This is a genomic window from Ahrensia marina, from assembly GCF_001293565.1.
Classification (GTDB): Bacteria; Pseudomonadota; Alphaproteobacteria; order Rhizobiales; family Rhizobiaceae; genus Ahrensia; species Ahrensia marina.
Genome location: NZ_JXMU01000005.1, coordinates 91882 through 115881 on the forward strand (window position 1 = coordinate 91882; position 24000 = coordinate 115881).

General features: G+C 50.0%; 25 protein-coding genes. 13 read left to right on the forward strand and 12 right to left on the reverse strand.

Going from position 1 to position 24000, the window contains the following annotated elements:
* Window positions 1-61: 61 nt before the first annotated feature.
* Together mepA and SU32_RS04770 are read right to left on the reverse strand one after the other, a co-directional pair.
* Window positions 62-1126 (reverse strand): penicillin-insensitive murein endopeptidase, encoded by a 1065-nt coding sequence (gene mepA, locus SU32_RS04765; RefSeq protein WP_053998207.1) that lies wholly within the window; start codon window positions 1124-1126, stop codon window positions 62-64.
* 75 nt (window positions 1127-1201) lie between these two features.
* On the reverse strand, window positions 1202-3034 hold the full coding sequence (locus SU32_RS04770; protein WP_053998208.1) for a hypothetical protein: 1833 nt from the start codon (window positions 3032-3034) through the stop codon (window positions 1202-1204).
* 118 nt (window positions 3035-3152) lie between these two features.
* On the opposite strand from SU32_RS04770, the gene SU32_RS04775 reads away from it, so the two are divergent.
* The 3 genes from SU32_RS04775 to SU32_RS04785 are packed head-to-tail and all read left to right on the forward strand — an operon-like array spanning window position 3153 to window position 5350.
* Window positions 3153-4220 (forward strand): glycosyltransferase, encoded by a 1068-nt coding sequence (locus SU32_RS04775; protein WP_053998311.1) that lies wholly within the window; start codon window positions 3153-3155, stop codon window positions 4218-4220.
* On the forward strand, window positions 4221-4943 hold the full coding sequence (locus SU32_RS04780) for a class I SAM-dependent methyltransferase (RefSeq protein WP_053998209.1): 723 nt from the start codon (window positions 4221-4223) through the stop codon (window positions 4941-4943). It abuts the gene before it with no gap.
* 2 nt (window positions 4944-4945) lie between these two features.
* Window positions 4946-5350 carry a GtrA family protein gene (locus SU32_RS04785; protein WP_053998210.1) on the forward strand — a complete coding sequence of 135 codons (405 nt, stop codon included), beginning with the start codon at window positions 4946-4948 and terminating at the stop codon, window positions 5348-5350.
* On the opposite strand, the gene SU32_RS04790 is transcribed toward SU32_RS04785, so the two are convergent.
* Both SU32_RS04790 and SU32_RS04795 read right to left on the reverse strand, forming a co-directional pair.
* Window positions 5347-6333, reverse strand: coding sequence for a Gfo/Idh/MocA family protein (locus SU32_RS04790; RefSeq protein ID WP_053998211.1), 987 nt, complete (start codon window positions 6331-6333; stop codon window positions 5347-5349). The two genes, SU32_RS04785 and SU32_RS04790, sit on opposite strands and share 4 nt — an antisense overlap.
* Before the next feature lie 58 nt (window positions 6334-6391).
* Window positions 6392-7771, reverse strand: a complete 1380-nt coding sequence (locus tag SU32_RS04795; protein WP_053998212.1) for a nicotinate phosphoribosyltransferase — start codon at window positions 7769-7771, stop codon at window positions 6392-6394.
* 250 nt (window positions 7772-8021) lie between these two features.
* On the opposite strand from SU32_RS04795, the gene SU32_RS04800 reads away from it, so the two are divergent.
* Window positions 8022-8666: a cell wall hydrolase gene (locus SU32_RS04800; protein WP_053998213.1), complete on the forward strand. Its 645-nt coding sequence runs from the start codon at window positions 8022-8024 to the stop codon at window positions 8664-8666.
* Here SU32_RS04800 and pheT read toward each other — a convergent pair.
* The 7 genes from pheT to rpmI all read right to left on the reverse strand — a co-directional run bounded on the left by pheT (window position 8663) and on the right by rpmI (window position 14647).
* A complete protein-coding gene (gene pheT / locus SU32_RS04805) occupies window positions 8663-11068 on the reverse strand; it encodes a phenylalanine--tRNA ligase subunit beta (RefSeq protein ID WP_053998214.1) in 2406 nt (801 codons plus the stop codon). The genes SU32_RS04800 and pheT overlap by 4 nt on opposite strands.
* Before the next feature lie 4 nt (window positions 11069-11072).
* Window positions 11073-11591, reverse strand: a complete 519-nt coding sequence (locus SU32_RS04810) for a hypothetical protein (protein WP_053998215.1) — start codon at window positions 11589-11591, stop codon at window positions 11073-11075.
* Window positions 11592-11595: 4 nt separating this feature from the next.
* Window positions 11596-12012, reverse strand: coding sequence for an ASCH domain-containing protein (locus SU32_RS04815; protein WP_053998216.1), 417 nt, complete (start codon window positions 12010-12012; stop codon window positions 11596-11598).
* Complete coding sequence (gene pheS, locus SU32_RS04820; protein ID WP_053998312.1) at window positions 12012-13094, reverse strand: phenylalanine--tRNA ligase subunit alpha; 1083 nt, start codon at window positions 13092-13094, stop codon at window positions 12012-12014. The genes SU32_RS04815 and pheS overlap by 1 nt, the downstream gene beginning before the upstream one ends.
* A 23-nt stretch (window positions 13095-13117) precedes the next feature.
* On the reverse strand, window positions 13118-13912 hold the full coding sequence (locus tag SU32_RS04825; RefSeq protein ID WP_053998217.1) for a BUD32 family EKC/KEOPS complex subunit: 795 nt from the start codon (window positions 13910-13912) through the stop codon (window positions 13118-13120).
* A gap of 82 nt (window positions 13913-13994) precedes the next feature.
* Entirely contained in the window at window positions 13995-14396 is a 402-nt protein-coding gene (gene rplT / locus SU32_RS04830; RefSeq protein ID WP_053998218.1) for a 50S ribosomal protein L20, read from the reverse strand.
* Between the two features lie 50 nt (window positions 14397-14446).
* The gene (rpmI, locus tag SU32_RS04835; protein WP_053998313.1) at window positions 14447-14647 is read right to left on the reverse strand and encodes a 50S ribosomal protein L35; all 201 of its coding nucleotides are present in this window, start codon (window positions 14645-14647) and stop codon (window positions 14447-14449) included.
* A gap of 292 nt (window positions 14648-14939) precedes the next feature.
* Here rpmI and SU32_RS04840 point away from each other — a divergent pair, with 292 nt between their 5' ends.
* Window positions 14940-16034, forward strand: a complete 1095-nt coding sequence (locus SU32_RS04840; RefSeq protein ID WP_053998314.1) for an alkene reductase — start codon at window positions 14940-14942, stop codon at window positions 16032-16034.
* 61 nt (window positions 16035-16095) lie between these two features.
* Here SU32_RS04840 and infC read toward each other — a convergent pair whose 3' ends face one another.
* Window positions 16096-16632 carry a translation initiation factor IF-3 gene (gene infC, locus SU32_RS04845; RefSeq protein ID WP_144421040.1) on the reverse strand — a complete coding sequence of 179 codons (537 nt, stop codon included), beginning with the start codon at window positions 16630-16632 and terminating at the stop codon, window positions 16096-16098.
* 188 nt (window positions 16633-16820) lie between these two features.
* Here infC and SU32_RS04850 point away from each other — a divergent pair, with 188 nt between their 5' ends.
* The 8 genes from SU32_RS04850 to accD all read left to right on the forward strand — a co-directional run bounded on the left by SU32_RS04850 (window position 16821) and on the right by accD (window position 23995).
* A complete protein-coding gene (locus SU32_RS04850) occupies window positions 16821-17585 on the forward strand; it encodes an alpha/beta hydrolase (RefSeq protein WP_053998220.1) in 765 nt (254 codons plus the stop codon).
* The gene (locus SU32_RS04855; protein ID WP_053998221.1) at window positions 17586-18731 is read left to right on the forward strand and encodes a benzoate/H(+) symporter BenE family transporter; all 1146 of its coding nucleotides are present in this window, start codon (window positions 17586-17588) and stop codon (window positions 18729-18731) included.
* Between the two features lie 124 nt (window positions 18732-18855).
* Window positions 18856-19284 carry a DUF2852 domain-containing protein gene (locus tag SU32_RS04860; RefSeq protein WP_053998222.1) on the forward strand — a complete coding sequence of 143 codons (429 nt, stop codon included), beginning with the start codon at window positions 18856-18858 and terminating at the stop codon, window positions 19282-19284.
* Between the two features lie 113 nt (window positions 19285-19397).
* Complete coding sequence (locus SU32_RS04865; protein ID WP_053998223.1) at window positions 19398-20144, forward strand: M48 family metallopeptidase; 747 nt, start codon at window positions 19398-19400, stop codon at window positions 20142-20144.
* Window positions 20145-20245: 101 nt separating this feature from the next.
* Entirely contained in the window at window positions 20246-20905 is a 660-nt protein-coding gene (locus SU32_RS04870) for a phosphoribosylanthranilate isomerase (protein ID WP_053998224.1), read from the forward strand.
* On the forward strand, window positions 20898-22118 hold the full coding sequence (gene trpB, locus SU32_RS04875) for a tryptophan synthase subunit beta (protein ID WP_053998225.1): 1221 nt from the start codon (window positions 20898-20900) through the stop codon (window positions 22116-22118). The genes SU32_RS04870 and trpB overlap by 8 nt, the downstream gene beginning before the upstream one ends.
* A complete protein-coding gene (gene trpA, locus SU32_RS04880; RefSeq protein WP_053998226.1) occupies window positions 22119-22958 on the forward strand; it encodes a tryptophan synthase subunit alpha in 840 nt (279 codons plus the stop codon). It begins immediately after the preceding gene.
* A 62-nt stretch (window positions 22959-23020) separates the two neighbouring features.
* Window positions 23021-23995, forward strand: coding sequence for an acetyl-CoA carboxylase, carboxyltransferase subunit beta (accD, locus tag SU32_RS04885; RefSeq protein ID WP_053998227.1), 975 nt, complete (start codon window positions 23021-23023; stop codon window positions 23993-23995).
* Window positions 23996-24000 lie beyond the last annotated feature (5 nt).

Consider the following 24000-nt stretch of genomic DNA (forward strand, 5'->3'; position numbering starts at 1 on the left):
TGAAATCGCTATAGAACAATTTTCCATAGCATGGAAGCTTCAGAACTATATGACTGTCATTTTAATAAGGCCGGGAGCCAGGAATTGGCCACTCAACGGCATTTCTTCGAGCATTTCCTGCAATTGGTGCCGATGATGCGCGCGCGGACGCCAATGCTGCAGTTGGATCATAATTTGCATCCAGCGTGACCAATTGCTCGCTGGCAGGCTCTGGTTCGCGCAATACTGCTGAACAGCTGTTGGGAAGATCCGATAAGGTCACCACGCGCTTTTTAACGGGTTTAGCGCCCTTCTTGGGTGGCTTGGGTGTCCATGGCTCTTTTGTAAACCACCAATCAAGTGACGCATCACATCCCGACCCTGCGGGAACCGCGTTTTGCTTACGGCAGTTCGTCGAGCCTTGCGGGCATTTCATGCGAATATGAAAATGATAATGATGCCCATAATAGGGGCGCACTTTACCCAGCCATGAGGCATTTTGAGCCGAACCGCCATATGCATCACACATTGCTTTTTTAATGCCCGGATGAACGAACAGACGTTCCACATCATTAAATCGCGCTGCACGCGCAATCAGTTTTCCATGTTCCGGTGTCCAGATATTTGGATCAACATGAAGTGTGCCCTTTTTCAAAACGGAAATAGCACTGGTATCGCGGCGCTCCTGGCGCGTTAATTTTCGGTTCGGCATTTTGGTCAGCCAAATATCGGCGTCAAGGCCAACCTGATGCGAAGCATGCCCTGTCAGCATCGGTCCGCCACGCGGCTGCGAAATATCTCCCACCAGAAGTCCCGGCCAACCATCTGCAACAGCGTCACGGGAAAGCTTTTGCACCAATGCAATCAGATCAGGATGACCCCAGCGCCGGTTTCTTTCCAGACGCATCGCCTGCCATGTCGGCCCGTCTGTCGGCATGGCAACGGCTCCGGATATGCAGCCCTTGGAATAAAAGCCGTGAACTTCAGCAGGGTTAACCGATGGAAGCGGCGTGTGGCCGAACAGTTCTTTTGCAGGTGTCTGCGCGTTTGCAACAGGCGCGCTGATCGTCAATACAAGTCCCGCCACACCAATCAATGATGCCACTTGTTTGATTGTACTGCGCGTTTTTGCAAACTGTCTTGTCATTATCTGCTTCCAATTACCGGCAAATCAGTTGGCATAAGGCTACCTTGAAACCCGTTAACGTCAATCACATGAACATCACAATTTCGGTTTGACGCGATAAACGACCAATGGCGTGTCTGCTGTTTCCGGAACTTTTTCCAGCCATGACGGCACTTCGCCCTGATGTAATTTTGCCTGTAGCCCGTTTGGCGCAGCTTTTTTAAAATCATTGGCATCTGCGCTGTTAATGCAATCTGCGATCAGGGTGACACCTGCCTCATCAATTAAAACATGAGCACCATCAGGTGCAGCCAGCATTGTTTCAATCATTTGAAGATTGCCGTCCGAATTACGGTGATATGGTCCGGCCAAGGCACGGTGATTTGTAAGCTTTAGAATATTCGCACCGATATCAGTCGCACCCAACACAACACCTCTTGGCTCCTTGGCAAGAGGCGCAAATACATCTTCGGAAAAGCAATAATCCCGCGCGGAGACATTTCTTGCCTGCTCCTGAAGCGTTTGCTCACCGGCAAAGATGACAGAAGCCTGCGCGCCTGCCACCCACCAGAATATGTTAAGGGAGACCAGCCCCATAGCGGTCATTTTCAAAAGATCGCGAACAGCATTTGTATGAAGATATTGCGACCGTAATCGTGTGAAAACAAATGAAAGCGGTAATACGGCAAGCGCCGAAGCAAACAGTGTTCCACGTTGCTGCCACAGCGTGACTGCAATCGCCATAGTGATCAGCATAAGCGACAACACGCCAAACCAGCGCATGGCTTTTTCTTCAGATTTAAAAACCAGCCATAGGGAGGCCAGCATGCCGCAAACGGCCATGCCGAGGAGGCCAAAAAGCTGGTAGGGGTCTGCGGCCCAAAGATCAAACACCGAACGGGTTTCAACAACACCGTCCAGCCAGAATATTTTCAATTTCGGATCGAGCGATGCAAGCGGGTTGGAAAGACATTGAGGAAAGGCCACAAGCATTAAAACAATAGCCGCACCTGCGGCCAAGCCGAGCACAAAAAGGCGTGATTTAGTCGTTGCCGAAAAATGAGCGGCGATAGCCAGTGCAAAGCCGCCAACACTGCACATGCCGATATGAAATGCCGAATAAGCATCACAATAAACCGCACCATAGTCCTTAGGCTGAACTGTCGCCAGATATACCAGCAATGCAGACACACCAAGCCAGAAACCGAACATAAATGCCGACCGCGCATGGATGACACCCGTCAGAAAAGCGACCGTTACCCAAACACCTGCAATTGTCACATAAGGCAAGGTCTCGACACCGATTGCCAGCATCAAAACGGCTATCAGGCCAGCCAAAGCATGTGCTCTGACTTCAAAGCGGCCTGGCACAAGCATGGCTACCAGCAACATGCACAGCGCTACCTGTATATTATGGTGGTCTAAAGCACCCGGCGAAAAAATCCCTGAAGTCATAAAGGCTGCCGCACCAAATATTGTGGCCGGTATTTGCGCAGCAACATATCCCATGCGCGCACATGCAATATTTACCGCGAAAACAGCCGTAAAAAGGGTCAGCGCCGGCCAGATAAAGGCAGTGATCTGTTCTGCGGCAAGACTATCACCGGTAAGCATTTCCACAGTTGAGTAGATTAGCCATAGTGGCCCGTCGACCAATCGTGACCAGTGCATGAGTGTGCCGCCATCAAGACCTAATCTGTATTGGAACGGATCAAACCAGCTTTGCCCCGCCAGCAAATCACGCAATGTCACCAGCCGCATCATATCATCGGAGTTCTTGATGCCACTGGCATCATTGCCGCCTAAAATTGCCAGCGCATAGACAGCAAGCACGGCAATGAGCGCATAAAGGGCTGATTTGTTAAAAGAGTCACGTGGCAAGGCTTCCTGACTATTTGGTACAGTGCCGTTCTGCATATTTATAGCCATGTCTGCCTGAAACACTCAATTTCTTGTCTTTCCGCAACTTAAACTTAACCAGATCAAGAAAAAGTAAAGGTGAGCGAAACGCTGCAACAATAGCCGACACCGGGGCATGATGATGAGTATGAAAAAACGTAAAAATGACTTCTTGCCGACCGATCCTGCCAATTTGTGGTCGGCATATGACATCGCTATATTATTGCCATGCTTTAATGAAGGCGCGACGATCACTGATGTCGTCAAGCGTTTCAAAGAAACACTGCCTGATGCAACGATTTATGTTTATGACAATAATTCGAGCGACGAAACCGCTATCCGCGCACAACTTGCAGGCGCGGTTGTCGTTCCGGAACGCCGGCAAGGCAAAGGCCATGTTGTGCGCCGTATGTTCGCAGATATCGAGGCCGATATTTACATCATGGCCGATGGTGACGGCACTTATATGCCTGAAGAAGCGCCTGAACTCATCAATACATTGATATCGGAACGCGCTGACATGGTCGTCGGCACCCGCGCCGGTGTCAAGTCAGATGCAGGACGCGCAGGACATGCTTTTGGCAATACGCTGTTTAACAAAATATACCGCGCGATTTTCGGCAATGATTTTTCCGATATTCTATCAGGCTACCGCGCTTTTACACGACGCTATGTGAAAAGCTTTCCTGCTGTATCAGGCGGTTTTGAAATCGAAACCGAAATGTCGGTTCATGCCGGTCAGTTAAAATTACCTGTTGCGGAAATTGAACTTGATTATGGGCGCCGCCCTGAAGGATCAGCTTCCAAACTTTCAACATTCAAGGACGGTGCGAAAATCCTCTTCATGTTTGCCCGCCTGATGAAAGCGACACAGCCCTTGCGCTTCTTCGGATTAATCAGCGCTGTATTGTTATGTGCAAGTCTCGTTTCAATGATTGCACCTCTTGTCGAATATTTCACCACCGGCCTTGTTACACGTATGCCAACCTGGGTCGGCGCTATCGGTCTTTTACTTTTATCCACCTTATCGCTTATGACCGGGCTGGTACTTAGTTCTGTTGCCGCCGGGCGCGCTGAAAACAAACGAATGGTTTATCTCAATCAAGTGCCACACCGCGGCGAAATGCGCCCAGACCGGGGACGGCATGTAAGGCGCAAAACACGCGCACTGCCAGCCATCAAAGCGCCTTCTGTTGATATAGGCGAGGATGCCTAGATGAACCGCGAAACAACAAACTGGGTTCGTTTTGCAATTGAAGAACTAATCCCGCCAATCGTGCGCGATTCAGGTTTCTTTCGTAGTTTGATGAAACTGGCATGGGGCAAGCACATTGATGATCTGGCCCGGTTTCGCGAACGGGCGGCATTTCTAACCGATGAAGAATATACGCAGCTTTACCGCGATCATCCGCGTGTGCATGAGGGGACTGACAATTCGCAGGCATGTATAGACCGGATTGTGAAAGATGTTACCGGTCATTCTGTTGCCGATATCGGCTGCGGTACAGGCGTATTGCTGAACCATATTCGCAACGGCAACAGCGATCTGCAAAGACTAGCCGGCGTTGATTTTGTCATTGATGATGCATCAAAATTATCCGGCATTGAGTATTTTGCTGCCCGTATTGAGAATCTACCGTTTAAAGACAATGAATTTGATACGGTGGTTTGTACGCATGTGCTTGAACATGTTCTGGACTTTCGCAAATCTCTCACAGAGCTCCGGCGCGTTGCGGCCAAACGTGTGATCATCGTTGTACCGCGCGAACGTGAATATAAATATTCATTCAATCCGCATTTTAATTTCTTCCCGTACAAGCAATCATTCCTGCGCGCGGCATTTCCAATTCCCACCGATTTTAAATGCGATGATATCGGACGTGATATTTATTATGTTGAAGACATTCATCATGAGCAACAAGCCAGCGCTGTAGCCTGATCATGCAATTAGTAGCGCAATCCAAAACCGGTAAAATATTTGCTTTTGCTGTTGCAGGCGGCAGTGGGTTCGTGATCGACGTTGTTGTGCTTTTTTTGTTGTTGCAGCTAACACCACTCGGGCCGCTTACAGCCCGCATATTGTCAATCATTTGTGCGATGATATCCAATTTCACCATCAACCGCACATTTACGTTCGGTCAAAGTGGGCGCAGCCTGCGCGAAGAATTTGCGCGTTATTTATCTGTTGGCGCTGTCGGCGCATTGCTCAATTATATCATCTACGTTGCGCTTTTGCTCATAATCCCAGGCTTTTCGCCATTTTTAGCGACATTTATCGCCGTGATAGTCGTCGCTTTTTTCTCATATTTCGGCTATTCGCGTTTCGTGTTTAACCGCAAAGATTAAACGCTTTCCCGCGAACCGCTTTCACCGGATTTAAAGATTGCATCGATCAATTTCTGATTGTTAATCGAGTTTTGGAGATCAAAAATTCGCACATCCTCACCGCGTGATTTGCGCACAAAATTATCGACCTGAAGCGTATATTGATTCACGCCGCCAAAGCGGAATGACTGAACCTCGGTGTGCTTCTGGTTGTGCAGTGTCACTTCGTCAAAGCCATAAAGGCCGGCATTAAACGGCGTGTGCACTTCAATAAAACCTTCATCACCGTGGAAGACCATATTTTGGCGCAAAGCCATTTGGGTCGACACGTAAAATGACATATCGAAATTTGCAAATTCGACTGCCATAGTCGAATAGATATCCGTACCGAAGTCGGAATCGCGTTCAACTTTTGCCATGACTGATAATGGTTCCTGACCTGTCACCATGCGGGTTACAATTGTCGGATAAACCCCAATATCAGGCAGGGCACCGCCGCCAAGCTCCGGCTTGTTGCGCATATTGTCGCCATCGCGGTTATAATATGAAAAGGCACCCTGCACATGTTTTAATGTGCCGATCGCTCCTTCTTTGATTAGCGACTGAACTTTCAGCCATTGCGGGTGGTAATAAACCATAAAGGCCTCGGCGATCAAAACGCCGGTCTCTTTTTGAACCTCAACTAGCGCGTTGATTTCTTCAGCTTTGAGCGAAATCGGTTTTTCACAAAGAACATGCTTGCCGGCCTTTGCCGCTTTAATTGACCACTCGATATGCTGCGAGGTCGGCAAGGGTATATAGATGCCATCGACTTTATCGCTGGCCAGCATCTCGTCATATGATGCAAAAGCATGGGGGATGCCAAAGCGGCCTGCAACATCTTGCGCGCGGGTCAGATCACGGCTTGCAATGGCAGATACATTGCCGGTTTCAGACTGCATAATGGCAGGAATCAACTGCTCCCGCGCAATTTTCGCCGACGATAAAATTCCCCAATTAAACATGCTGTCCACCCTTAGTTTACTGATTTTCGTGACTTATCTTGCGTTTTTATAAAAGCGCTTATCCATTTGCGCGCTGGCGAATGTCAGCCAGTGTCCAGTCTTTGAGAAGCTTGCCATTTTCCCAAACCGGTTGCAGAAGGTTTTGCTCATCTCCGATATCTTTTAACGGCACGGCAGATGGTGCGCCATTTTGCATAATGACCGCTTGCCGGTAGCGTTTGGACGCTTTGCCAGGGTCCGTTTTCGGGTCTTTATGAATACCATGCCAATCTCCATTTGCATCCAAGCGGGCATTGGCTTTCATCGCAAAACGTAATGTATCACGGTTCACCTTCTGCAAAAGCCCGGCACCCATACCAAAGGCAAGATTTTCTGCGGACCAACCACGTTCAATCATTGCATCCAACAACACACGGATTGTTTTCGGCGTGATGCCATCACCTTGAATGACGCGAACGCACGGAGCCAGCACCTTGAAACCTTTTTCATTGACCGAATAGCCGAAAATTTCGCCCAACATTTCAATCGTATCGATTGGCACACGTGTTGCGTCACCGGAGTCAGGACGGACAACCAAAGTGCCGCCCATTGTCTCGACCTGCTCTTTAAGCTCTCCACCCCAGATTGTGCGCACCGCGCGGAAGAGGTCGTAGCTGTCGGATACGACTGCGACCAGTTTTCCGTCGCCGCCGAACTGATCGAGCATATTCTTGTAGGCCTCGGTCTCGCGTTCCTCGCCCCATGAGGTCATGGTTGAGTGTTCGGCCGCCGGAATTGAGAATCCCGCCATCGGCTCGGAATAATATTTACGCGCAGCAACAAGGCCGCTGACCGTATCTGTACCCATGAATGATACCAAATGGGCAACACCGCCAAGTCCGGCCTGCTCAAAAGACGTTGCGCCGCGCGCACCAAAATCATGCAAACGGAACGGCAAAATTTCGCCGGGAGTCTCGCATGTTTTTTCAAGCGCATCGGCGATCATCTGGCGGACATACCACGACACTGTCGCGACAGTGGTCGGGTACCACACAGCGCGCAGCAATGAGGTTTCCAGAAAAGTCGGCAACCAGAAGAAGTCCGGATGGGTATTGCGTATTTGCGTGAGCGGTGTGCCAACCGGCACAATCATCCCTTCCGGCAGGGCTTCGATCATCACCGGTAGAAAACCGTTATGGTCTGTGACAATTTTTTCCCAGCCTTCACGGTGAAAGGGCAAGCCATGCGCTGTGATAATCTCGTCGGCCTCGTCAACATCTGCCATCGAAATGGGCTTTGAAAGATACTCTTTCAAATACATTTGCAGCCCGAAGAACAATGTTTGCTCATATTTTCCGCCGCGACGAGCTTCAATGTAAGCTGATATTGCATCAGTTTCCGGCGGGTATTGCGCAAAGTGCGAATATTTATAGCTATCGCTGTTCAAAATGAGATTCATAAATTTACTCGCAGCTACTTTCTGGAACTTCTTTGTTCACCGGTAAAGGGCCTTCATTGGATGCGAGATTGTTTCAACGAGGTCAATAGCGGTCAGCAACACAAAAGACTTGCCAAGCGCCGGAAACGAACGCTCTGCCACAATCTATCACGAAAAACTCTTATTATGGCCGCTTACGCTCCCTTGATGGGCCGCATTTTTAAAGCACACGCGCTGCAAAACTAAGTGCCTTCAAGAAAAGACAACAATTATGAAAATCAGTTCCCGCGCTGTTACGCGAACAATATTGTTTGCCGCTCTCTCAACGCTCATAATCGGGCAAGCGCAAGCAGCAAACCTTGCCGCCCACATTCACCCTGTAACATCGATAGCTCATCTCATTGCGGGTAACGCGCAAACGGCGATAAAGTTTCCTGAAAATATTGCCAAGCAGACAGGACAAGGCCTTGATACATTATGTATGGCAAATGCGCTTTACCATGAAGCGCGGGGCGAAATAATCAATGGTCAAAAAGCCGTTGCCCAAGTTATTTTGAACCGGGTAAAAAGCGAAGCTTATCCGGATTCAGTATGCGGCGTGATCTATGAAAACGCACATATGACCAACCGCTGCCAGTTTTCTTTTGCCTGCGACCGCATTGATGATCAGCCAAAGGAAAGCGAGGCCTATCAAGCCGCGCTTATCATGGCAAAAGGGGCTGTGAAATATGGTGTTTATGCCGATGGGCTCACACCGAATTTCAGAGACCGCGCGCAAACTGAAAAATCACAGATCACACATTATCACACGACAGCTGTGTCTCCGGCATGGGGTAAAAAATTACGGCCGATCAAAACAATCGGCCGCCATATATTTTACCGCTCAGAGCGGGTTGCCAAATCGATAGCCAGCTAAGCTCTCAGACTTCCGCCGGTCGCCTTTTCAACTTTCCCTACAATCTTTGTCTGCAACGCTTCCAGATCTTCATCTGTAAGCGTGCGGTCGGTTGGCTGAATTGTGACTTCCAAGGCAACCGACTTCTTACCTTCACCCAAAGACGGACCTTCAAACAGGTCAAAGACTTTAACGCCCGTGATCAATTGCTTGTCAGCACCCTGCGCCGCCCGCAAAATCACAGCGGTGGTCACATCAGTGTCGACAACGAATGCAAAATCGCGTGTCAGCATCTGGAATGGCGAAAGCACCATGGCCGGTTTGGTCTTGGTTGCTTTTTTCTTCGGCTCCGGCAACGCATCAATGTAAATTTCAAAGCCGCAGATCGGACCTTTAACATCAAGCAGTTCCAGAACATTGGGATGGAACTCGCCAAAATGACCGAGTACCACTTTCGGTCCCAGTTTAATGACCCCTGAACGGCCCGGATGAAAATAATCAGGCGCTTCGGCAACGATCTGCAAATTAGCCGTCGCCAGGCCACACGCTTCAAGCGCCGCAAAAGCATCGGCTTTCGCATCAAACACACCGACATTCTGGCCGTTGCCTGCCCAATCGCGCCCTGACCCCGTCAGACCCGCTGTGCCTTTGCGGACACCCGAAGCAACGCGGCGTTGACCTTCCGGTGTATCGTTTTCGTAAATGCCGGATACTTCAAAGATTGCCACATCTCCAATGCCGCGGTCAGCATTGCGCCCTGCCGCAGCGACCAAGCCGGGCAACAGGCTCGGACGCATATCGCTCATGTCACTGGAAATCGGGTTTGTCAGCTTGAGCATTTCATCGCCGCCGCCAAAGGCTTTGGCTTGCTCTTCAGAAATGAAAGACCAATTAACCGCTTCCAACATGCCGCGCGATGCCAAAGCGCGCTTGGCCTGACGGGTACGGATTTGCAAAGTGGTTAGAATCCTGCCGCCGACATGGTTCATCTGCGGCAGAGGCTGGGGCTCAATATTGTTAACGCCATAAACTCGCATGACCTCTTCGACAAGATCTGCCTTGCCATCAATATCAGGGCGCCAGGACGGCACGCTGACAATGGCACTGTCGCTATTTGCCTTTACCGTAAAGCCAAGATTTTCCAGAATGCCGGTTGCCTGCTCTGCTTCCACCGGAATCCCGATCAAACGCTCAACTTCCGAGAACGGGAAAGTAATTTCCTTAGCCACATAATCCTGATAGCCGGTAACCTGTGTTTTGCCCGGTGTTCCGCCACAGAATTCGGTCACAAGTTTTGTGGCCAGCTCAACACCATCTGCCATAAATTCAGGGTCAACGCCGCGCTCAAAGCGGTAGCGTGCATCGGTGATAATACCCAGAGAGCGACCGGTTTTCGCGATATTGATATCGTGCCAAAGCGCCGACTCGATCAGCACATCGGTTGTGTTTTCATCACAGCCCGATTCCTCACCGCCCATAATACCGGCGATCGATTCAGGCCCCTTATCATCAGCAATAATCAAGTGTTCGGGACTTAGATTATATTCCTTGCCGTCGAGACCGAGAATTTTTTCACCATCTTTTGCCAGACGGACCACAAGATCGCCAGACACTTTAGCCGCATCAAAAACATGCAGCGGGCGGCCGCGATCAAATGTGATGTAATTGGTAATATCAACCAGAGCGTTAATCGGGCGCAGACCAATCGCGATGAGGCGCTGTTGCAGCCATTTCGGCGAAGGGCCGTTTTTAACGCCCCTGACCAAACGCAATGCAAAACCAGGGCAAAGTTCCGGCTCTTCAATTTTTACAGCGACAGGACACGCGTCATCACCAGCGATTTTTTCAACGGATCCGTCTTTTAAAGTACCCATTCCCGAAGCGGCGAGATCGCGTGCAATACCATAAACACCCGTGCAATCAGGGCGGTTCGGTGTCAGGCCAATATCAATGACCGGATCATCCAGTTTCGCATAGCTGGCAAAGCCTGTACCAACGGGCGCATCATCGGGCAGATCAATGATGCCGTCATGGCTATCAGACATTTCAAGCTCACGCTCCGAACACATCATACCGAAGCTTTCGACACCGCGGATATTGCCGACAGAAAGTGTCGTATCAATACCCGGAACATAGGTGCCTGGCCCCGCAAACGCACCGATCATTCCGGCACGCGCATTGGGCGCACCGCACACGACCTGCACCGGCTTCCCGTCACCCGTATCGACAGAAAGAACACGAAGCTTGTCAGCATCAGGATGTTTTTCGGCGGTCAAAACCTTTGCGATCGTAAAGGGAGCGAACTGTGATTTATCGTCAACCTCCTCAACTTCGAGCCCAAGCGATGTTAGGCGCTCAACGATTTCGTCAAGAGTGGCATCGGTATCCAAATGGTCTTTGAGCCAAGAGAGTGTGAACTTCATGATCTCAGGTCTTTCGCTTTGTTCTGGTTGTTTTGGCTTTCGCCGCCGGTTTTTGTTCTGAATCAGCTTGCGGCTTTTCCTTGGCCCGTTTTTCAAGCTGGTCAAAGATCACGAACCCGATTTGGGTTGCATCTTCTTCCGGCTTTGCATCAGCCGAACTTTTCTTTGTAATTGTCAATGCCAACTGGCTGGCGTGAATGATTACTGCCGCAGGCTGCTTGTTCGAGACAAGCAACCCCTCAACACGCAAGATATCGCCTTCGCCCGCAAACAGTCCCATGACCAGCATAAGACCCGCACCGCTTATTGTTACGATTTCAAGCTGCTCTTTTTCTTTGTCAATTTTGGATTGCAGTTCAAAAATCTGTTTTGCAACAGATTGCGCGGCTGCTTCAGCATCATTATCGCAAGCCGTCTTCTTCCATTCGTCGAGTGACGGCGCATTGCGCTTGCCTGCTTTCAATTCGGCTGCCATATGTGCAAAATTGCCCGTTAGTAGAGCCGCATCGGAATAAATCGGCATCCGCTCAATCCACTTCCGTGTTTTCAGGCGAGAGTACCTCGACAAGGCGGAACCGTTCGCAAATCAGCATCATATCCGGTGAAAAATGTCCGTTGCGCTCAAAATATGCCTGATGACTTTCACGCCAGTCGTCTAAATTACGCAAACCTTCACCTTCATCATAAGCAAACTGCTCATCGATTTCGTCAAACCGTTTTCGCGTAACTTCTACTGTCTCAATGATTGCAGCCTTTTGGCCGCGACCATTGAGCACCACATCACGTCGGCCCACTTGCGGCAGTGTTTCACCACCAGCCTCAAAATCGCGCGCATCACCGCATGTTGCTGTTTTTTCCCCTTTGATGACGAGCGCCAGAAGCGCGTCAGCCATTTCAGGACTGTCGCCAAAAGCGAAGCAAACCTGCTCGTTTGTTTCAGGCATTAGCTCAATCCGGCAAAAAGCGTCGGCATGTCCAGCGGACGGAAGCCATAGTGATCCATCCAACGCACATCAGCATCAAAGAAAGCACGAAGATCCGGCATTCCGTATTTGAGCATCGCAATGCGGTCGATACCGATGCCCCAGGCAAATCCCTGATAGACATCAGGATCAAGACCACCAGCGCGCAGCACATTCGGATTAACCATGCCGCAACCCAAAATTTCCATCCAGTCATCGCCTTCGCCAAAGCGCACTTCGCCCGGTTTCGAGCGGTCACACTGAATGTCGACCTCCAAGCTCGGCTCGGTAAACGGGAAATAGGACGGGCGGAAACGCATATTGAGCGACGGCACCTCGAAAAAGGCCTTGCAGAACTCTTCCAAAGTCCATTTCAAATTCGCAAGATTAGCCGACTTATCAACGACCAGCCCTTCTAGCTGATGGAACATTGGCGTATGCGTCGGATCGCTGTCCTGACGATATGTTTTACCGGGAATAATGATACGGATCGGCGGTTCCTGCGTTTCCATCGTATGGATTTGAACAGGTGACGTATGGGTTCGCAATACCTTGCGTTCGCCACCAGCGTCCGGCGGAAAGAAAAATGTATCATGCATTTCACGCGCCGGATGACCTTCGGGGAAGTTTAGTGCCGTGAAATTGTAATAATCAGTCTCGATATCCGGTCCTTCAGCAACAGAAAAGCCCATATCTGCAAAGATGGCCGTGATTTCGTCGGTGACTTGTGTGATCGGATGAATGCGTCCTGCTTGTGCGGGCGAAGGACGGACAGGCAGTGTCACATCCACTTTTTCAGTTGCAAGACGCGCATTGATTGCCTCTGTCCTCAACACTGATTTACGCGCATTGATCGCATCGGTTATGCGGACCTTTAAACCGTTGAGAGCCGGACCCATGACCTGACGTTCATCAGCGCTCATCTTGCCAAGCGACTTCATCAGATCGGAAACGGAACCTTTTTTGCCGATAGCGCCTACACGTACCGCTTCGATCGCATCTTCATCGGCAGCACCGGCAATGTCGGCCATCAAGCCAGCTTCGAGTTTTTCAATGTCTTGCATCGTGTCGGTCATTATTTTTTCCGTTAGTTTTTGCGGAACGCATTTTCTAAAATTTCATCTGCTTTGACGATGCGCCGCAGATCCGAGCTGAAGCCTGTTAAGCGCAACAGTTTCAAAGGCCAAATGACGCGGTGCCAAAAAGCAAATATTTCCCTCAACGCCAAAAGTAAATCAGCGGGCGCATTTTCTGTGTAGCGTTGCCACGCTTTTTGTCCGGTTCCCGGCAGAAGGGCAAGATCGGCAGCAAAGAGAAAAAACAGCCAGCAGTCCCGCGCCTGAGCAAAGGCAATAGGCATCACCGTTTCCGGCTCTTCCTCGAAATCCAGAAATCCTATTTTCCGGCCGCGCCTGAACATATCGCGGATATGGGGACGACCATGGACCAGACCAGCAGCGTGAACCAACCCGAGTACATAAGCGGCTTCGCAAAGAATCTCATCATGGGCAACTTTGTTTCCCGCTTCGCGCAGAGCCTTCATCTCATGATCAAGCCCGACGCCCGCATCCTTGGCAATCACCATGACTTCGTCTGAATAAACAGTTTTGGCGGTTTTAAATCCGATTGCACGAAAAGCATCGATTTTTCGCAGTTCGCGCGCAACAGCGCCAGCAGCATCGACCGGTTCTGATTGCTTGGACCAAGCCGGTATCGGCAGAACGCTTATCACCTTATGCAACAGCTTATAGCCCGGGCGATCTTCACAATCGTAGCGCTTGATCCAATAGCGCGCGCCATCGACAGACACGCTTCTCAAGCGCTCTTTTTCGCCGGCCGGTATCTGGCCGAGAATACTGTCAATGTTAATCAAGCGTGCCATTATTTCTTATCTAAAAAACAAAACCCGCGTCTGGTCCAGCCAGCGCGGGTTCTCAATTCCGTATTATTGAGAGCGCGTCGGTTTAGCGGACAGCGCTTTCAAAAGCGTTTGGTGTTGTGTCTTTCAAATAGCTGAGGTTTGCTTTTGATTGATCAACGAGCTTTGCAAATGCTTCCGGCTCATGAATCGCCATGTCAGACATTACTTTACGGTCAAGCTCGATACCAGCTTTTGACAAACCGTCTATGAAACGGCCGTAAGTCAAACCATGTTCGCGCACGGCAGCGTTAATACGCTGAATCCAGAGCGAACGGAAATTACGCTTGCGGACTTTACGGTCGCGGTAAGCGTATTGATCCGCTTTTTCAACAGCCTGCTTGGCAATACGAATCGTATTCTTGCGGCTGCCCATAAAGCCTTTAGCGGCTTTCATTACTTTTTTGTGTTTTGCGTGGGCTGTAACGCCGCGTTTTACACGTGCCATAATTTTATTCCTTCAAAATGAACTGCTTTGAAATCTCAAAGCCAAAGCGATTAAAGGCCGTAAGGGGCCATTTTCTTGATGATTTTTGTATCCGGCTCCGAAATAACAGCCATGCCGCGTGCATTGCGGATGAACTTGTTCGAGCGACGGATCATCATGTGGCGCTTACCTGCCTGACCGCATTTGATTTTGCCGGTGGCAGTCATTTTGAAACGCTTCTTGACTGAAGCTTTCGTCTTCATCTTGGGCATTTTGCTCTCCATTATATGTTGCTCACACGTGCTTTTGTTCAAAAAAGCTTTCGACGATGAAATCGAAAATGTGAGATTTTAGCGTTCATGAACAGACACGGCATGCCCTGCCGGACTGTTCGGGACGGCGCTAGATAGACTCAAAAGCCGCCATTTGCAACCTCTTAGAATGGCGATTTGCGTGATTCTTCATTTTTGGCAAACACGGCACACCGTCATAATTGCAAACGGACTGTTCACTGGAACTTTTGAATGCGGCTTCACATTTAGGCTGGCAAAGAAAGGATGTCCAATGAAACAGGAAATTTCACTCTTCACGCCCGCGAAACTAGGGGCAATTACCGTTCCAAACCGCGTGTTTATGGCGCCGCTTACCCGAAACCGTGCTAGTGATGACGGTACTCCGTGGGAAAAGGCTGCAGTGTATTATGCGCAGCGCGCAAGTGCGGGCCTGATTATTACCGAAGCAACGCAGGTTCATCCGCTGGGCAAGGGCTATATCAAGACGCCCGGCATTCATGAAGCCGAACATGTCGAAGGCTGGAAAGCCATTACGCGGGCTGTGCATGCGGCGGGCGGGCGCATATTCCTTCAGCTATGGCATGTCGGCCGCATCCGCCATTCATCTATTGAACCAAAAGGTGAAGCACCTGTTGCGCCGAGCGCCAAAAGAGCTGATGCGCAGACATTTACTGAAATCGGATTTGAGCCGACATCAGAGCCGCGCGCACTGAGCAAGGAGGAGATTGCTGCTCTCGTGAAAGATTACGCTAAAGCGGCACGCTCTGCATTAGATGCTGGTTTTGACGGTGTGGAACTTCATGCTGCCAATGGCTACTTGCTCAACCAGTTTCTGCACAGCGGGTCCAATGACCGCGATGATGAATTTGGCGGATCAATTGAAAACCGCATGCGGTTCCCATTGCAGGCGCTGGATGCGATTATTTACGAAATCGGCGCAGACCGCGTTGGCATACGCACATCACCGCTTGGTGAAGCCAACGATGTGCCGGAGGATGATCCCAAAGCACTTTACGAAGCTTTCCATGCTGAACTTGATAAGCGCAATATTGCTTATTTGCACAGTATTGAAGGGTTTCCAGGCAATGATGGCACCGATGAAAAGGCGCAATTGATACAGCAGGTGCGTAAGGCTTGGACCGGCTTTTACATTGCAAATGGCGGCTATGATGTCGACAGCGCAACCAAAGCGATTAAAGACGGACATGCGCATGCAGTCGCATTCGGCCGTGATTTTATCTCCAATCCCGATTTGCCTATACGCTTGGCATCTGGCGTGGCATTAACCGAAGCCAATCAAGAGACATTCTACGGCGGCGATGAAGAAGGTTATACCGATTACGCCTTCGCAACGCTTGGCCGCTAGAACAGCAATAAAAAACCCCGCCATATTTGGCGGGGTTTGCATTAAAATCACTATTGCAAAATCAACGCGGCGCCAGAACCATCATCATCTGACGGCCTTCAAGTTTCGGCTCGGCTTCGACTTTGGAAATATCGGCTACCTCTTCCTTGACGCGCTTTAAAAGCTCCATGCCAAGCTGTTGGTGCGCCATTTCACGTCCACGAAAACGTAGTGTGACCTTAACCTTATCACCCGCATCAAAGAAACGGTGAACGGCTTTCATCTTCACCTGATAATCATGCGTATCGATGTTCGGACGCATTTTTACTTCTTTGACCTCAACGGTCTTTTGCTTCTTGCGCGCAGCATTGGCTTTCTTCTGCTGCTCATATTTCAGCTTGCCCAGATCAAGAATCTTGGCAACCGGAGGTTTTGCATTTGGAGAAATAAGAACAAGGTCTAAACCGGCTTCAGCAGCCATGTTTCGCGCGGCGTCAGTAGATGTCGGACCTACATTTTCACCTTCAGCGTTAATGAGTTGCACTTCATGTGCCTGAATATCTTCGTTCGCGGTTGGGCCTTGTTTTTGAGAGGGCTGGGCTCTGAATGGACGGCGAATGGTCGTAGTCTCCTTGGACAAATTTGTCGGAATGGTTAAGCTTCACTAACTGCATAAACACGCTAGTCAAGCGAAGGTTGCATAACACAGTTCAATACAAAAATCACCTTCAAATCATGTATCGACCTTGTTACGCGTTCATTTCTCTATTTAAACACTTAAATGCTTATTAAAAGGTGCTTATTGATATGAAACTGATCAACGTTGATGATATTGAAATTGCGACGAACCACATCAACGGCCAGCGTTCTTCCGGGCTAATGTGGCTTGGCGGTTACCGTTCGGACATGGAAGGCACCAAGGCTATTGAGCTTGAAACCTATGCAAAAGACCGCGGACTTTCCTGCACACGCCATGATTATTCCGGCCACGGGCAATCAGGCGGCGAGTTTATTGAAGGCACCATTTCAAAGTGGCTGCAACAATCACTTGGTGTCTTTGAGCGGCTGACATCCGGTCCGCAAATTCTTGTTGGGTCATCAATGGGCGCGTGGATTGCTATCAGAATGGTGCAGGAACTAGCTAAAAAGGGGCAGAGCGATCGGATTGCCGGGCTATTATTGCTCGCGCCTGCGCCTGATTTTACAGTAGAACTGATGGAGCCGCAGCTTAGTGATGCGCAAAAAAGTGATCTGGCGACAAAGGGCTTTTATGAAGAGCCGACACCTTATGGCCCGGATCCTAATGTCTTTACCAAAGCACTTTTTGACGATGGCCGCGCCAACCGCGTGATGGGCAGTACGATTGACACGCATTGTCCGGTTCACATTATTCAAGGCAAGCAGGATCCCGATGTGCCATGGCAACACGCTCAGCGCCTTTATGAACTGATGTCAAAAGACGATGCTTCCATCACATATATTGCTGACGGGGACCACAGACTTTCACGCACACAGGATATTGCACTGATGAAAAATGTGCTCGACGACATGATTTTACAGATCGGTATGTAAGTGCAGCTCAAATTTTCATCTTTCTCGGCAGCGGTTGTTGCTTCAATCATCGGTTTTGGCGGCACAGTCGCACTTGTGTTGGCGGCTGCTATCGCCCTTGATGCCACGCCATCGCAGACAGCAAGCTGGGTGACAGCGATTAGTCTGGCAATCGCGCTGGAATCATTGTTTTTAAGCTGGCGTTACAAAATGCCCATTGTCACTGCATGGTCAGCGGCCGGGTTGGCTTTGGTTGGCGCCAGTACCGGCTTTGATATGTCTCAAGGTGTGGGTGCGTTCATTATTACAGGGGCCATGCTGGTTATTACGGGTCTCTTCAGACCTATTTCCAAGCTTGTAGAGAGCATCCCGTCAGGCCTTTCGGCGGGAATGTTAGCCGGAGTCATGTTGCCATTTGTTCTTGAGGGCGCCCGTGCGGCAAATTTAAACCCACAGCTCGTGCTGCCGCTTGCCATTCTCTTTTTTATGATACGCGCATGGAATCCGTCCCTTGCTGTTGTTGCCGTACTGGCCGCCGGTATCGGATGGTCATTTTATTCAGGACAAACGACAGGCACATTCAACCTTGAATTTTCAACCATTGAACTGGTGATGCCTTCCTTTACGATTCCGGCATTCTTCGGGCTGGCACTGCCGCTTTATCTGGTCACGATGGCATCGCAAAATTTACCGGGCCTGGCTGTTTTGCGTGCCAGCGGTTATAATCCGCCGGTGGGTCAACCGATTGCTTTGACCGGCTTGGTTTCCATCATCAGCGCACCCTTTGGTGCCAGCACAACCAATCTGTCAGCCATTACCGCCGCCATATGTACCGGCGAAGAAAGCCATCCTGATCCGGCTGAGCGGTGGCAGGTCGGCATCTGGTATTTTGCCTGCTATTTCCTGATTGCATTGTTCGGCGCATCGCTGGTTACACTAATTACCATCATGCCTGCTGCGCTCGTTATGCTGGCAACCGGCCTTGCCTTGCTGGCGCCACTGGCCAATGCGCTGATGATTGCAATGAGTCATGATAAGGAGCGTATTGCCGCCATGACCACGTTTGCTGTCACAGCATCAGGCATTTCATTTATTGGTGTGGGCGCGGCATTTTGGGGGCTTGTGGCCGGTTTGTTTGCTTATTTCATGCTGGGTCTAAAGCGTTGAAATAACGTTGTTCTGTCTAGGGATGTGACGATTTTTGTCAAAATTTCTTGAATTATGGAACTGAAATTCCCATTTCAAAATCAAGGCAGCAATCGGTGCTGCTACATTTTCTAAGGGATGATTTATGACACAGTCTGCACTTATTCGCCCGGCATGGACGCCTGCGACAATCGCATTGATGGTCCTTGGCTTTATGGTGTTCTGGCCACTGGGTTTGGCGATGCTCGCCTATATTATTTACGGAGAACGTTTGGACACGTTCAAACGTGATATCAACAAAAGCACTGACAATTTTGCCGCACAATTTCGCAGCAAAACTGGCGCTGCGCGCACCGGTAATGTCGCCTTTGACGATTGGCGCGACAGCGAACTTGAACGTTTGCATGAAGAGCGCATGAAACTTGATGAAATGCGTGCGGAATTCGACGAATATTCACGCGAACTACGCCGTGCAAAAGACCAAGAAGAGTTTGACCGCTTCATGGCCAAACGCGACAGCGACAAACCGTCGAAAAAAGGTAAATCCGTGCCGCGTATTAAAGACGAAGATTAACTGAGTGCAAGAGCGTTTCCTCCCCCTAGCGCTCTATTCAGTAAGCGCCGAACCTGCGAATGGTTCGGCGCTTTTTTTGAGTGATAATTCAGAGAATCAGCTATTATCAGACAATGTTGAAATTATTGAGAAACCGGCAAGATAAGCCATCCGTCGAAAAGCGTGTGTTTGAAGTCGCTGGCCGGTCTCTACCCTTGACCATTTCTGAAAATATCCGCGCCAAACGCCTGACACTGCGCATTGCACCGGGCGGACGCGGGCTCAAGCTTACTGTACCGCCAAAACTTCCCACCCGCGAGGTCGATGCGTTTCTGGAAAGAAACCGCGGCTGGCTAATCTCGAAACTCGATCTTGTTCCGGATCAACCCAAAGTACGGGCAGGCATAAAAATCCCGATTCAGGGCGTCAATCACCTAGTGGTCCGTCAAGACGGGCGCGGTGTGACACATATCAAGATAAATGAAACAGAAGAACCGCAACTGGTTGTCTTTGGTGATGAAAAATTCGTTGCACGCCGTGTATCGGACTTCTTGAAGAAGGAAGCAAAACGCGAAATTGAAGCGCTGGTTGCCCATCACACCAAAACTGTCGGCCGCAAAGCCAAATCCATCACCTTCCGTGACACAATCAGCCGTTGGGGGTCGTGTACCTCGGATGGAAAACTGTCTTTTTCCTGGCGTATCATGATGGCCCCTCCCAGCGTGATCAATTATCTGGTTGCGCATGAAGTGGCGCATCTTCAGGAAATGAACCACTCTGCGCGGTTCTGGGCGCTATGTACGTCGCTATGTCCAGATACGGATAAATGCAAATCCTGGCTCAAACGCAATGGCAACAAATTGCAGGCGATTGAGTTTTAGCGTCATTCAAACGCGTATAGCTGCACATCCGCGATGCACTTTTTGCGCCGTTCGCTGAATGCCCTCTCGACTCTGCGTAAACTCCACTATATCCGGTAACAATGGATATTAAAATCTGCGGCCTTTCAACAATAGAAACCACCGATGCAGTTATTGCAGGCGGGGCGAGCCATGTCGGCTTTATTTTTTTTGAAAAAAGCCCCCGTCATGTTGCCGTTGAAACAGCGGCAGAACTTGGAGGGCGAGCGCAAGCCAAAGGCTTGAAGTCCGTGGCCGTTACCGTCAATGCAGATGATGCTTATCTTGACAATATCGTCCATATCATGAAGCCGGATCTGCTACAATTGCACGGGTCGGAAAGCCCTGAACGGGTTACGAAAGTAAAGCAACGCTACGGCTTACCCGTCATGAAAGCCTTTTCCATATCAACACAGGATGATCTGGCAAAAATTACGCCCTATATCGGTGTTGCAGACAGATTGCTTTTCGACGCCAAAGCACCCAAAAATTCCGAGCTTCCGGGCGGTAATGGTGTCAGCTTTGACTGGACACTACTCAAGGGCCTTGACCCATCGGTTGATTACATGCTTTCGGGTGGTCTAAATGCCGGCAATGTCGGTGATGCCATTGCCCATTCAAGCCCGTCAGGCCTTGATGTATCGTCCGGTGTTGAAAGTGAACCGGGCGTGAAAAGCACTATTTTAATCGCATCGTTTTTCGAGGCAATCGCAAACGCGAAAAAGAGAGAGAGCAATGACTAAGCCAGTGGAGCCTAATTCATTTCGCACCGGCCCTGATGATCAAGGTATGTTCGGTATTTTTGGCGGCCGGTTTGTCGCTGAAACATTAATGCCTCTCATTCTTGAATTAGACGAAGAGTGGCAGAAGGCAAAAACTGATCCAGAGTTTCAGGCCGAGCTTGAGCATTTGAACAAGCATTACACCGGACGCCCGTCGCCGATGTATTTTGCCGAACGCCTGACTGAGCATCTTGGCGGCGCTAAAATTTACTTCAAGCGCGATGAGCTTAATCACACCGGCTCGCACAAGATCAATAATTGTCTCGGCCAAATTTTGCTCGCAAAACGTATGGGCAAAACCCGCATTATCGCTGAGACCGGTGCCGGCCAGCACGGCGTGGCGTCAGCCACTGTCGCGGCACGGTTTGGCTTGCCTTGCCATGTTTATATGGGAGCCAAGGATATTGACCGTCAGGCGCCCAATGTTTTCCGCATGAAACTGCTCGGCGCAGACATTACGGGCGTTTCGGCAGGCAATGGCACACTGAAAGACGCGATGAATGAAGCGCTTCGTGATTGGGTCACAAATGTTGAGACAACCTATTATCTGATCGGTACAGCTGCCGGTCCTCATCCATATCCGGAAATGGTACGCGAATTCCAATCCGTAATCGGTAATGAGGCGCGTGAACAAATGATGGAGCTTGAAGGCCGTTTGCCGGATATGATCTGTGCGGCTGTCGGCGGCGGATCAAACGCTATCGGGCTTTTCCACCCGTTCCTTGACGATAAGGATGTTGAAATTGTCGGCGTGGAAGCCGGCGGTAAGGGCCTTGACGGGGACGAGCATTGCGCCTCCCTGTCGGCAGGTTCGCCCGGTGTTTTACACGGCAACCGGACATATTTATTACAAGATTCCGACGGCCAGATCGATGAAGGTCACTCAATATCGGCGGGACTTGATTATCCGGGTATTGGCCCTGAACATTCATGGCTAAAAGATTCCGGCCGTGTGAACTATGTGCCGATTATGGATACGGAGGCTCTGGAAGCATTTCAACTTCTTTGTAAAGTTGAAGGCATTATTCCGGCGCTGGAGCCGAGCCATGCATTGGCTGAAATTATCAAACGGGCACCGAAAATGCGTAAAGACCAGATTATTGTCATGAACCTATGCGGGCGCGGTGACAAAGATGTCTTTACCGTCGGCAAGGCATTGGGTGTGGAGCTTTAAATGAGTAAACGTTTCGACACATTATTTAGCCGGTTAAAAGACGAAAACCGTCCGGCGCTTGTTACTTACTTTATGGGCGGCGACCCTGATTTTGATACGTCACTTGCGATCATGAAATCACTACCAAAAGCAGGCTCCGACATCATCGAGCTTGGCATGCCGTTTTCAGATCCGATGGCTGACGGCCCTGCCATTCAGGCTGCCGGTCTTCGCGCTTTGCAAGGCGGACAAAATCTGACCAAGACAATAAGCATGGCCCGCAAATTTCGCGACGAAAATCAGGATACGCCTATCGTTCTGATGGGCTACTATAATCCGATCTATATTTATGGTGTTGACCGCTTTTTGAACGATGCCAAAGCAGCCGGCATTGATGGCCTGATCATTGTTGATCTGCCGCCGGAAATGGATGAAGAACTTTGCCTTCCCGCGCTTGATAATGGAATAAGCTTTATTCGTCTGGCAACGCCGACCACCGATGACAAGCGCCTACCGAAAGTTTTGGAAAACACCTCCGGTTTCGTCTATTACGTTTCAATGAACGGCATTACCGGTGGCGCCATTGCTTCCACACAAGCAGTTGGTGAGGCTGTCGCACGCATCAAAAATCACACTCCTTTGCCGGTTTGTGTCGGTTTCGGTGTCAAAACAGCCGAGCAGGCGCGGATCATCGGACGTGATGCGGACGGTGTGGTTGTTGGAACGGCGATTGTTAAAGCCGTAGAAAACACATTGGATAAAAATGGCGAAGCGACAAAAGATACTGTCGATGCCGTCGCAACGCTTGTACGAGGTCTGGCACAAGGTTGTGCTTCGGCGCGACTTGAAGCTGCGGAATAAAAAAGCCACATACACGATCTAAACTGATCGCGAATATGTGCTGAACTGAAGAGAGATAGTCCATGAACTGGATCACAAACTATGTGCGCCCCCGTCTTAACGATATGTTGGGTCGGCGCGATTCACCGGAAAACCTTTGGATAAAATGTCCTGAGTCCGGTGAAATGGTGTTTCACCGTGATGTGGAAGAAAACCAGTTTGTGATACCTAATTCCGGCTATCACATGAAAATTTCTGCCAAAGTGCGCATGAAACATTTTTATGATGACGGTGAATTCGAAATTCTGGAAAATCCGCAAGTCCCACAGGACCCGCTGAAGTTTCGCGATCAAAAGCGGTATGTTGACCGCTTGAAAGAAAACAAAGCTAAAACGAACCTTGAAGACTCTATCATTAATGCCACCGGTAAACTGGAAGGCATGGAGGTCGTGACCACACTTCACGACTTTACATTTATGGGCGGATCGCTCGGCATGGCTGCCGGTGATGCGATTATCAAAGGTTTTGAAACTGCGATTGAGAAAAACTGCCCGTTGATTTTGTTTGCGGCATCCGGCGGTGCGCGTATGCAGGAGGGTATTTTGTCCCTGATGCAATTGCCGCGCACAACCGTTGCGGTTGAGATGCTTAAAGAAGCGGGCCTGCCTTATATTGTTGTTTTGACCAATCCGACAACAGGCGGTGTGTCAGCATCCTACGCTATGCTCGGCGATGTCCATATTGCCGAACCCGGCTCCGTTATCGGCTTTGCCGGTGCGCGCGTGATCGAGCAAACCATCCGCGAAAAATTGCCTGAAGGTTTCCAGACTGCCGAATATCTATTGGAGCACGGCATGGTTGATATGGTTGTACCGCGCCAAGAACTGCGTCCGACGATTGCGCGTCTGTTGCGCCTCTTCACGAAAGCCCCGCTGCCTGCAACATCTGAATCGCCTTCTGACGATAGCGTCGATATTTCTGACGATGCCGATAGTGCAAACACGGAAGACAAGACAGCAGAGACAAAAAGCGATTCAGACAAACCTGCGGAAGGCTAAAGCCG

Coding starts and splice junctions, on each gene's coding strand:
- SU32_RS04785 (WP_053998210.1), top strand. CDS start 4,946: ATGCAATTAGTAGCGCAATCCAAAACCGGTAAAATATTTGCTTTTGCT.
- SU32_RS04815 (WP_053998216.1), bottom strand. CDS start 12,012: ATGCCTGAAACAAACGAGCAGGTTTGCTTCGCTTTTGGCGACAGTCCT.
- SU32_RS04825 (WP_053998217.1), bottom strand. CDS start 13,912: ATGGCACGCTTGATTAACATTGACAGTATTCTCGGCCAGATACCGGCC.
- mepA (WP_053998207.1), bottom strand. CDS start 1,126: ATGACAAGACAGTTTGCAAAAACGCGCAGTACAATCAAACAAGTGGCA.
- accD (WP_053998227.1), top strand. CDS start 23,021: ATGAACTGGATCACAAACTATGTGCGCCCCCGTCTTAACGATATGTTG.
- pheS (WP_053998312.1), bottom strand. CDS start 13,094: ATGCAAGACATTGAAAAACTCGAAGCTGGCTTGATGGCCGACATTGCC.
- SU32_RS04870 (WP_053998224.1), top strand. CDS start 20,246: ATGGATATTAAAATCTGCGGCCTTTCAACAATAGAAACCACCGATGCA.
- SU32_RS04790 (WP_053998211.1), bottom strand. CDS start 6,333: ATGTTTAATTGGGGAATTTTATCGTCGGCGAAAATTGCGCGGGAGCAG.
- SU32_RS04860 (WP_053998222.1), top strand. CDS start 18,856: ATGACACAGTCTGCACTTATTCGCCCGGCATGGACGCCTGCGACAATC.
- SU32_RS04775 (WP_053998311.1), top strand. CDS start 3,153: ATGAAAAAACGTAAAAATGACTTCTTGCCGACCGATCCTGCCAATTTG.
- SU32_RS04810 (WP_053998215.1), bottom strand. CDS start 11,591: ATGCCGATTTATTCCGATGCGGCTCTACTAACGGGCAATTTTGCACAT.
- SU32_RS04800 (WP_053998213.1), top strand. CDS start 8,022: ATGAAAATCAGTTCCCGCGCTGTTACGCGAACAATATTGTTTGCCGCT.
- SU32_RS04865 (WP_053998223.1), top strand. CDS start 19,398: ATGTTGAAATTATTGAGAAACCGGCAAGATAAGCCATCCGTCGAAAAG.
- trpB (WP_053998225.1), top strand. CDS start 20,898: ATGACTAAGCCAGTGGAGCCTAATTCATTTCGCACCGGCCCTGATGAT.
- SU32_RS04840 (WP_053998314.1), top strand. CDS start 14,940: ATGAAACAGGAAATTTCACTCTTCACGCCCGCGAAACTAGGGGCAATT.
- SU32_RS04770 (WP_053998208.1), bottom strand. CDS start 3,034: ATGGCTATAAATATGCAGAACGGCACTGTACCAAATAGTCAGGAAGCC.
- trpA (WP_053998226.1), top strand. CDS start 22,119: ATGAGTAAACGTTTCGACACATTATTTAGCCGGTTAAAAGACGAAAAC.
- SU32_RS04850 (WP_053998220.1), top strand. CDS start 16,821: ATGAAACTGATCAACGTTGATGATATTGAAATTGCGACGAACCACATC.
- SU32_RS04795 (WP_053998212.1), bottom strand. CDS start 7,771: ATGAATCTCATTTTGAACAGCGATAGCTATAAATATTCGCACTTTGCG.
- rpmI (WP_053998313.1), bottom strand. CDS start 14,647: ATGCCCAAGATGAAGACGAAAGCTTCAGTCAAGAAGCGTTTCAAAATG.
- pheT (WP_053998214.1), bottom strand. CDS start 11,068: ATGAAGTTCACACTCTCTTGGCTCAAAGACCATTTGGATACCGATGCC.
- rplT (WP_053998218.1), bottom strand. CDS start 14,396: ATGGCACGTGTAAAACGCGGCGTTACAGCCCACGCAAAACACAAAAAA.
- SU32_RS04780 (WP_053998209.1), top strand. CDS start 4,221: ATGAACCGCGAAACAACAAACTGGGTTCGTTTTGCAATTGAAGAACTA.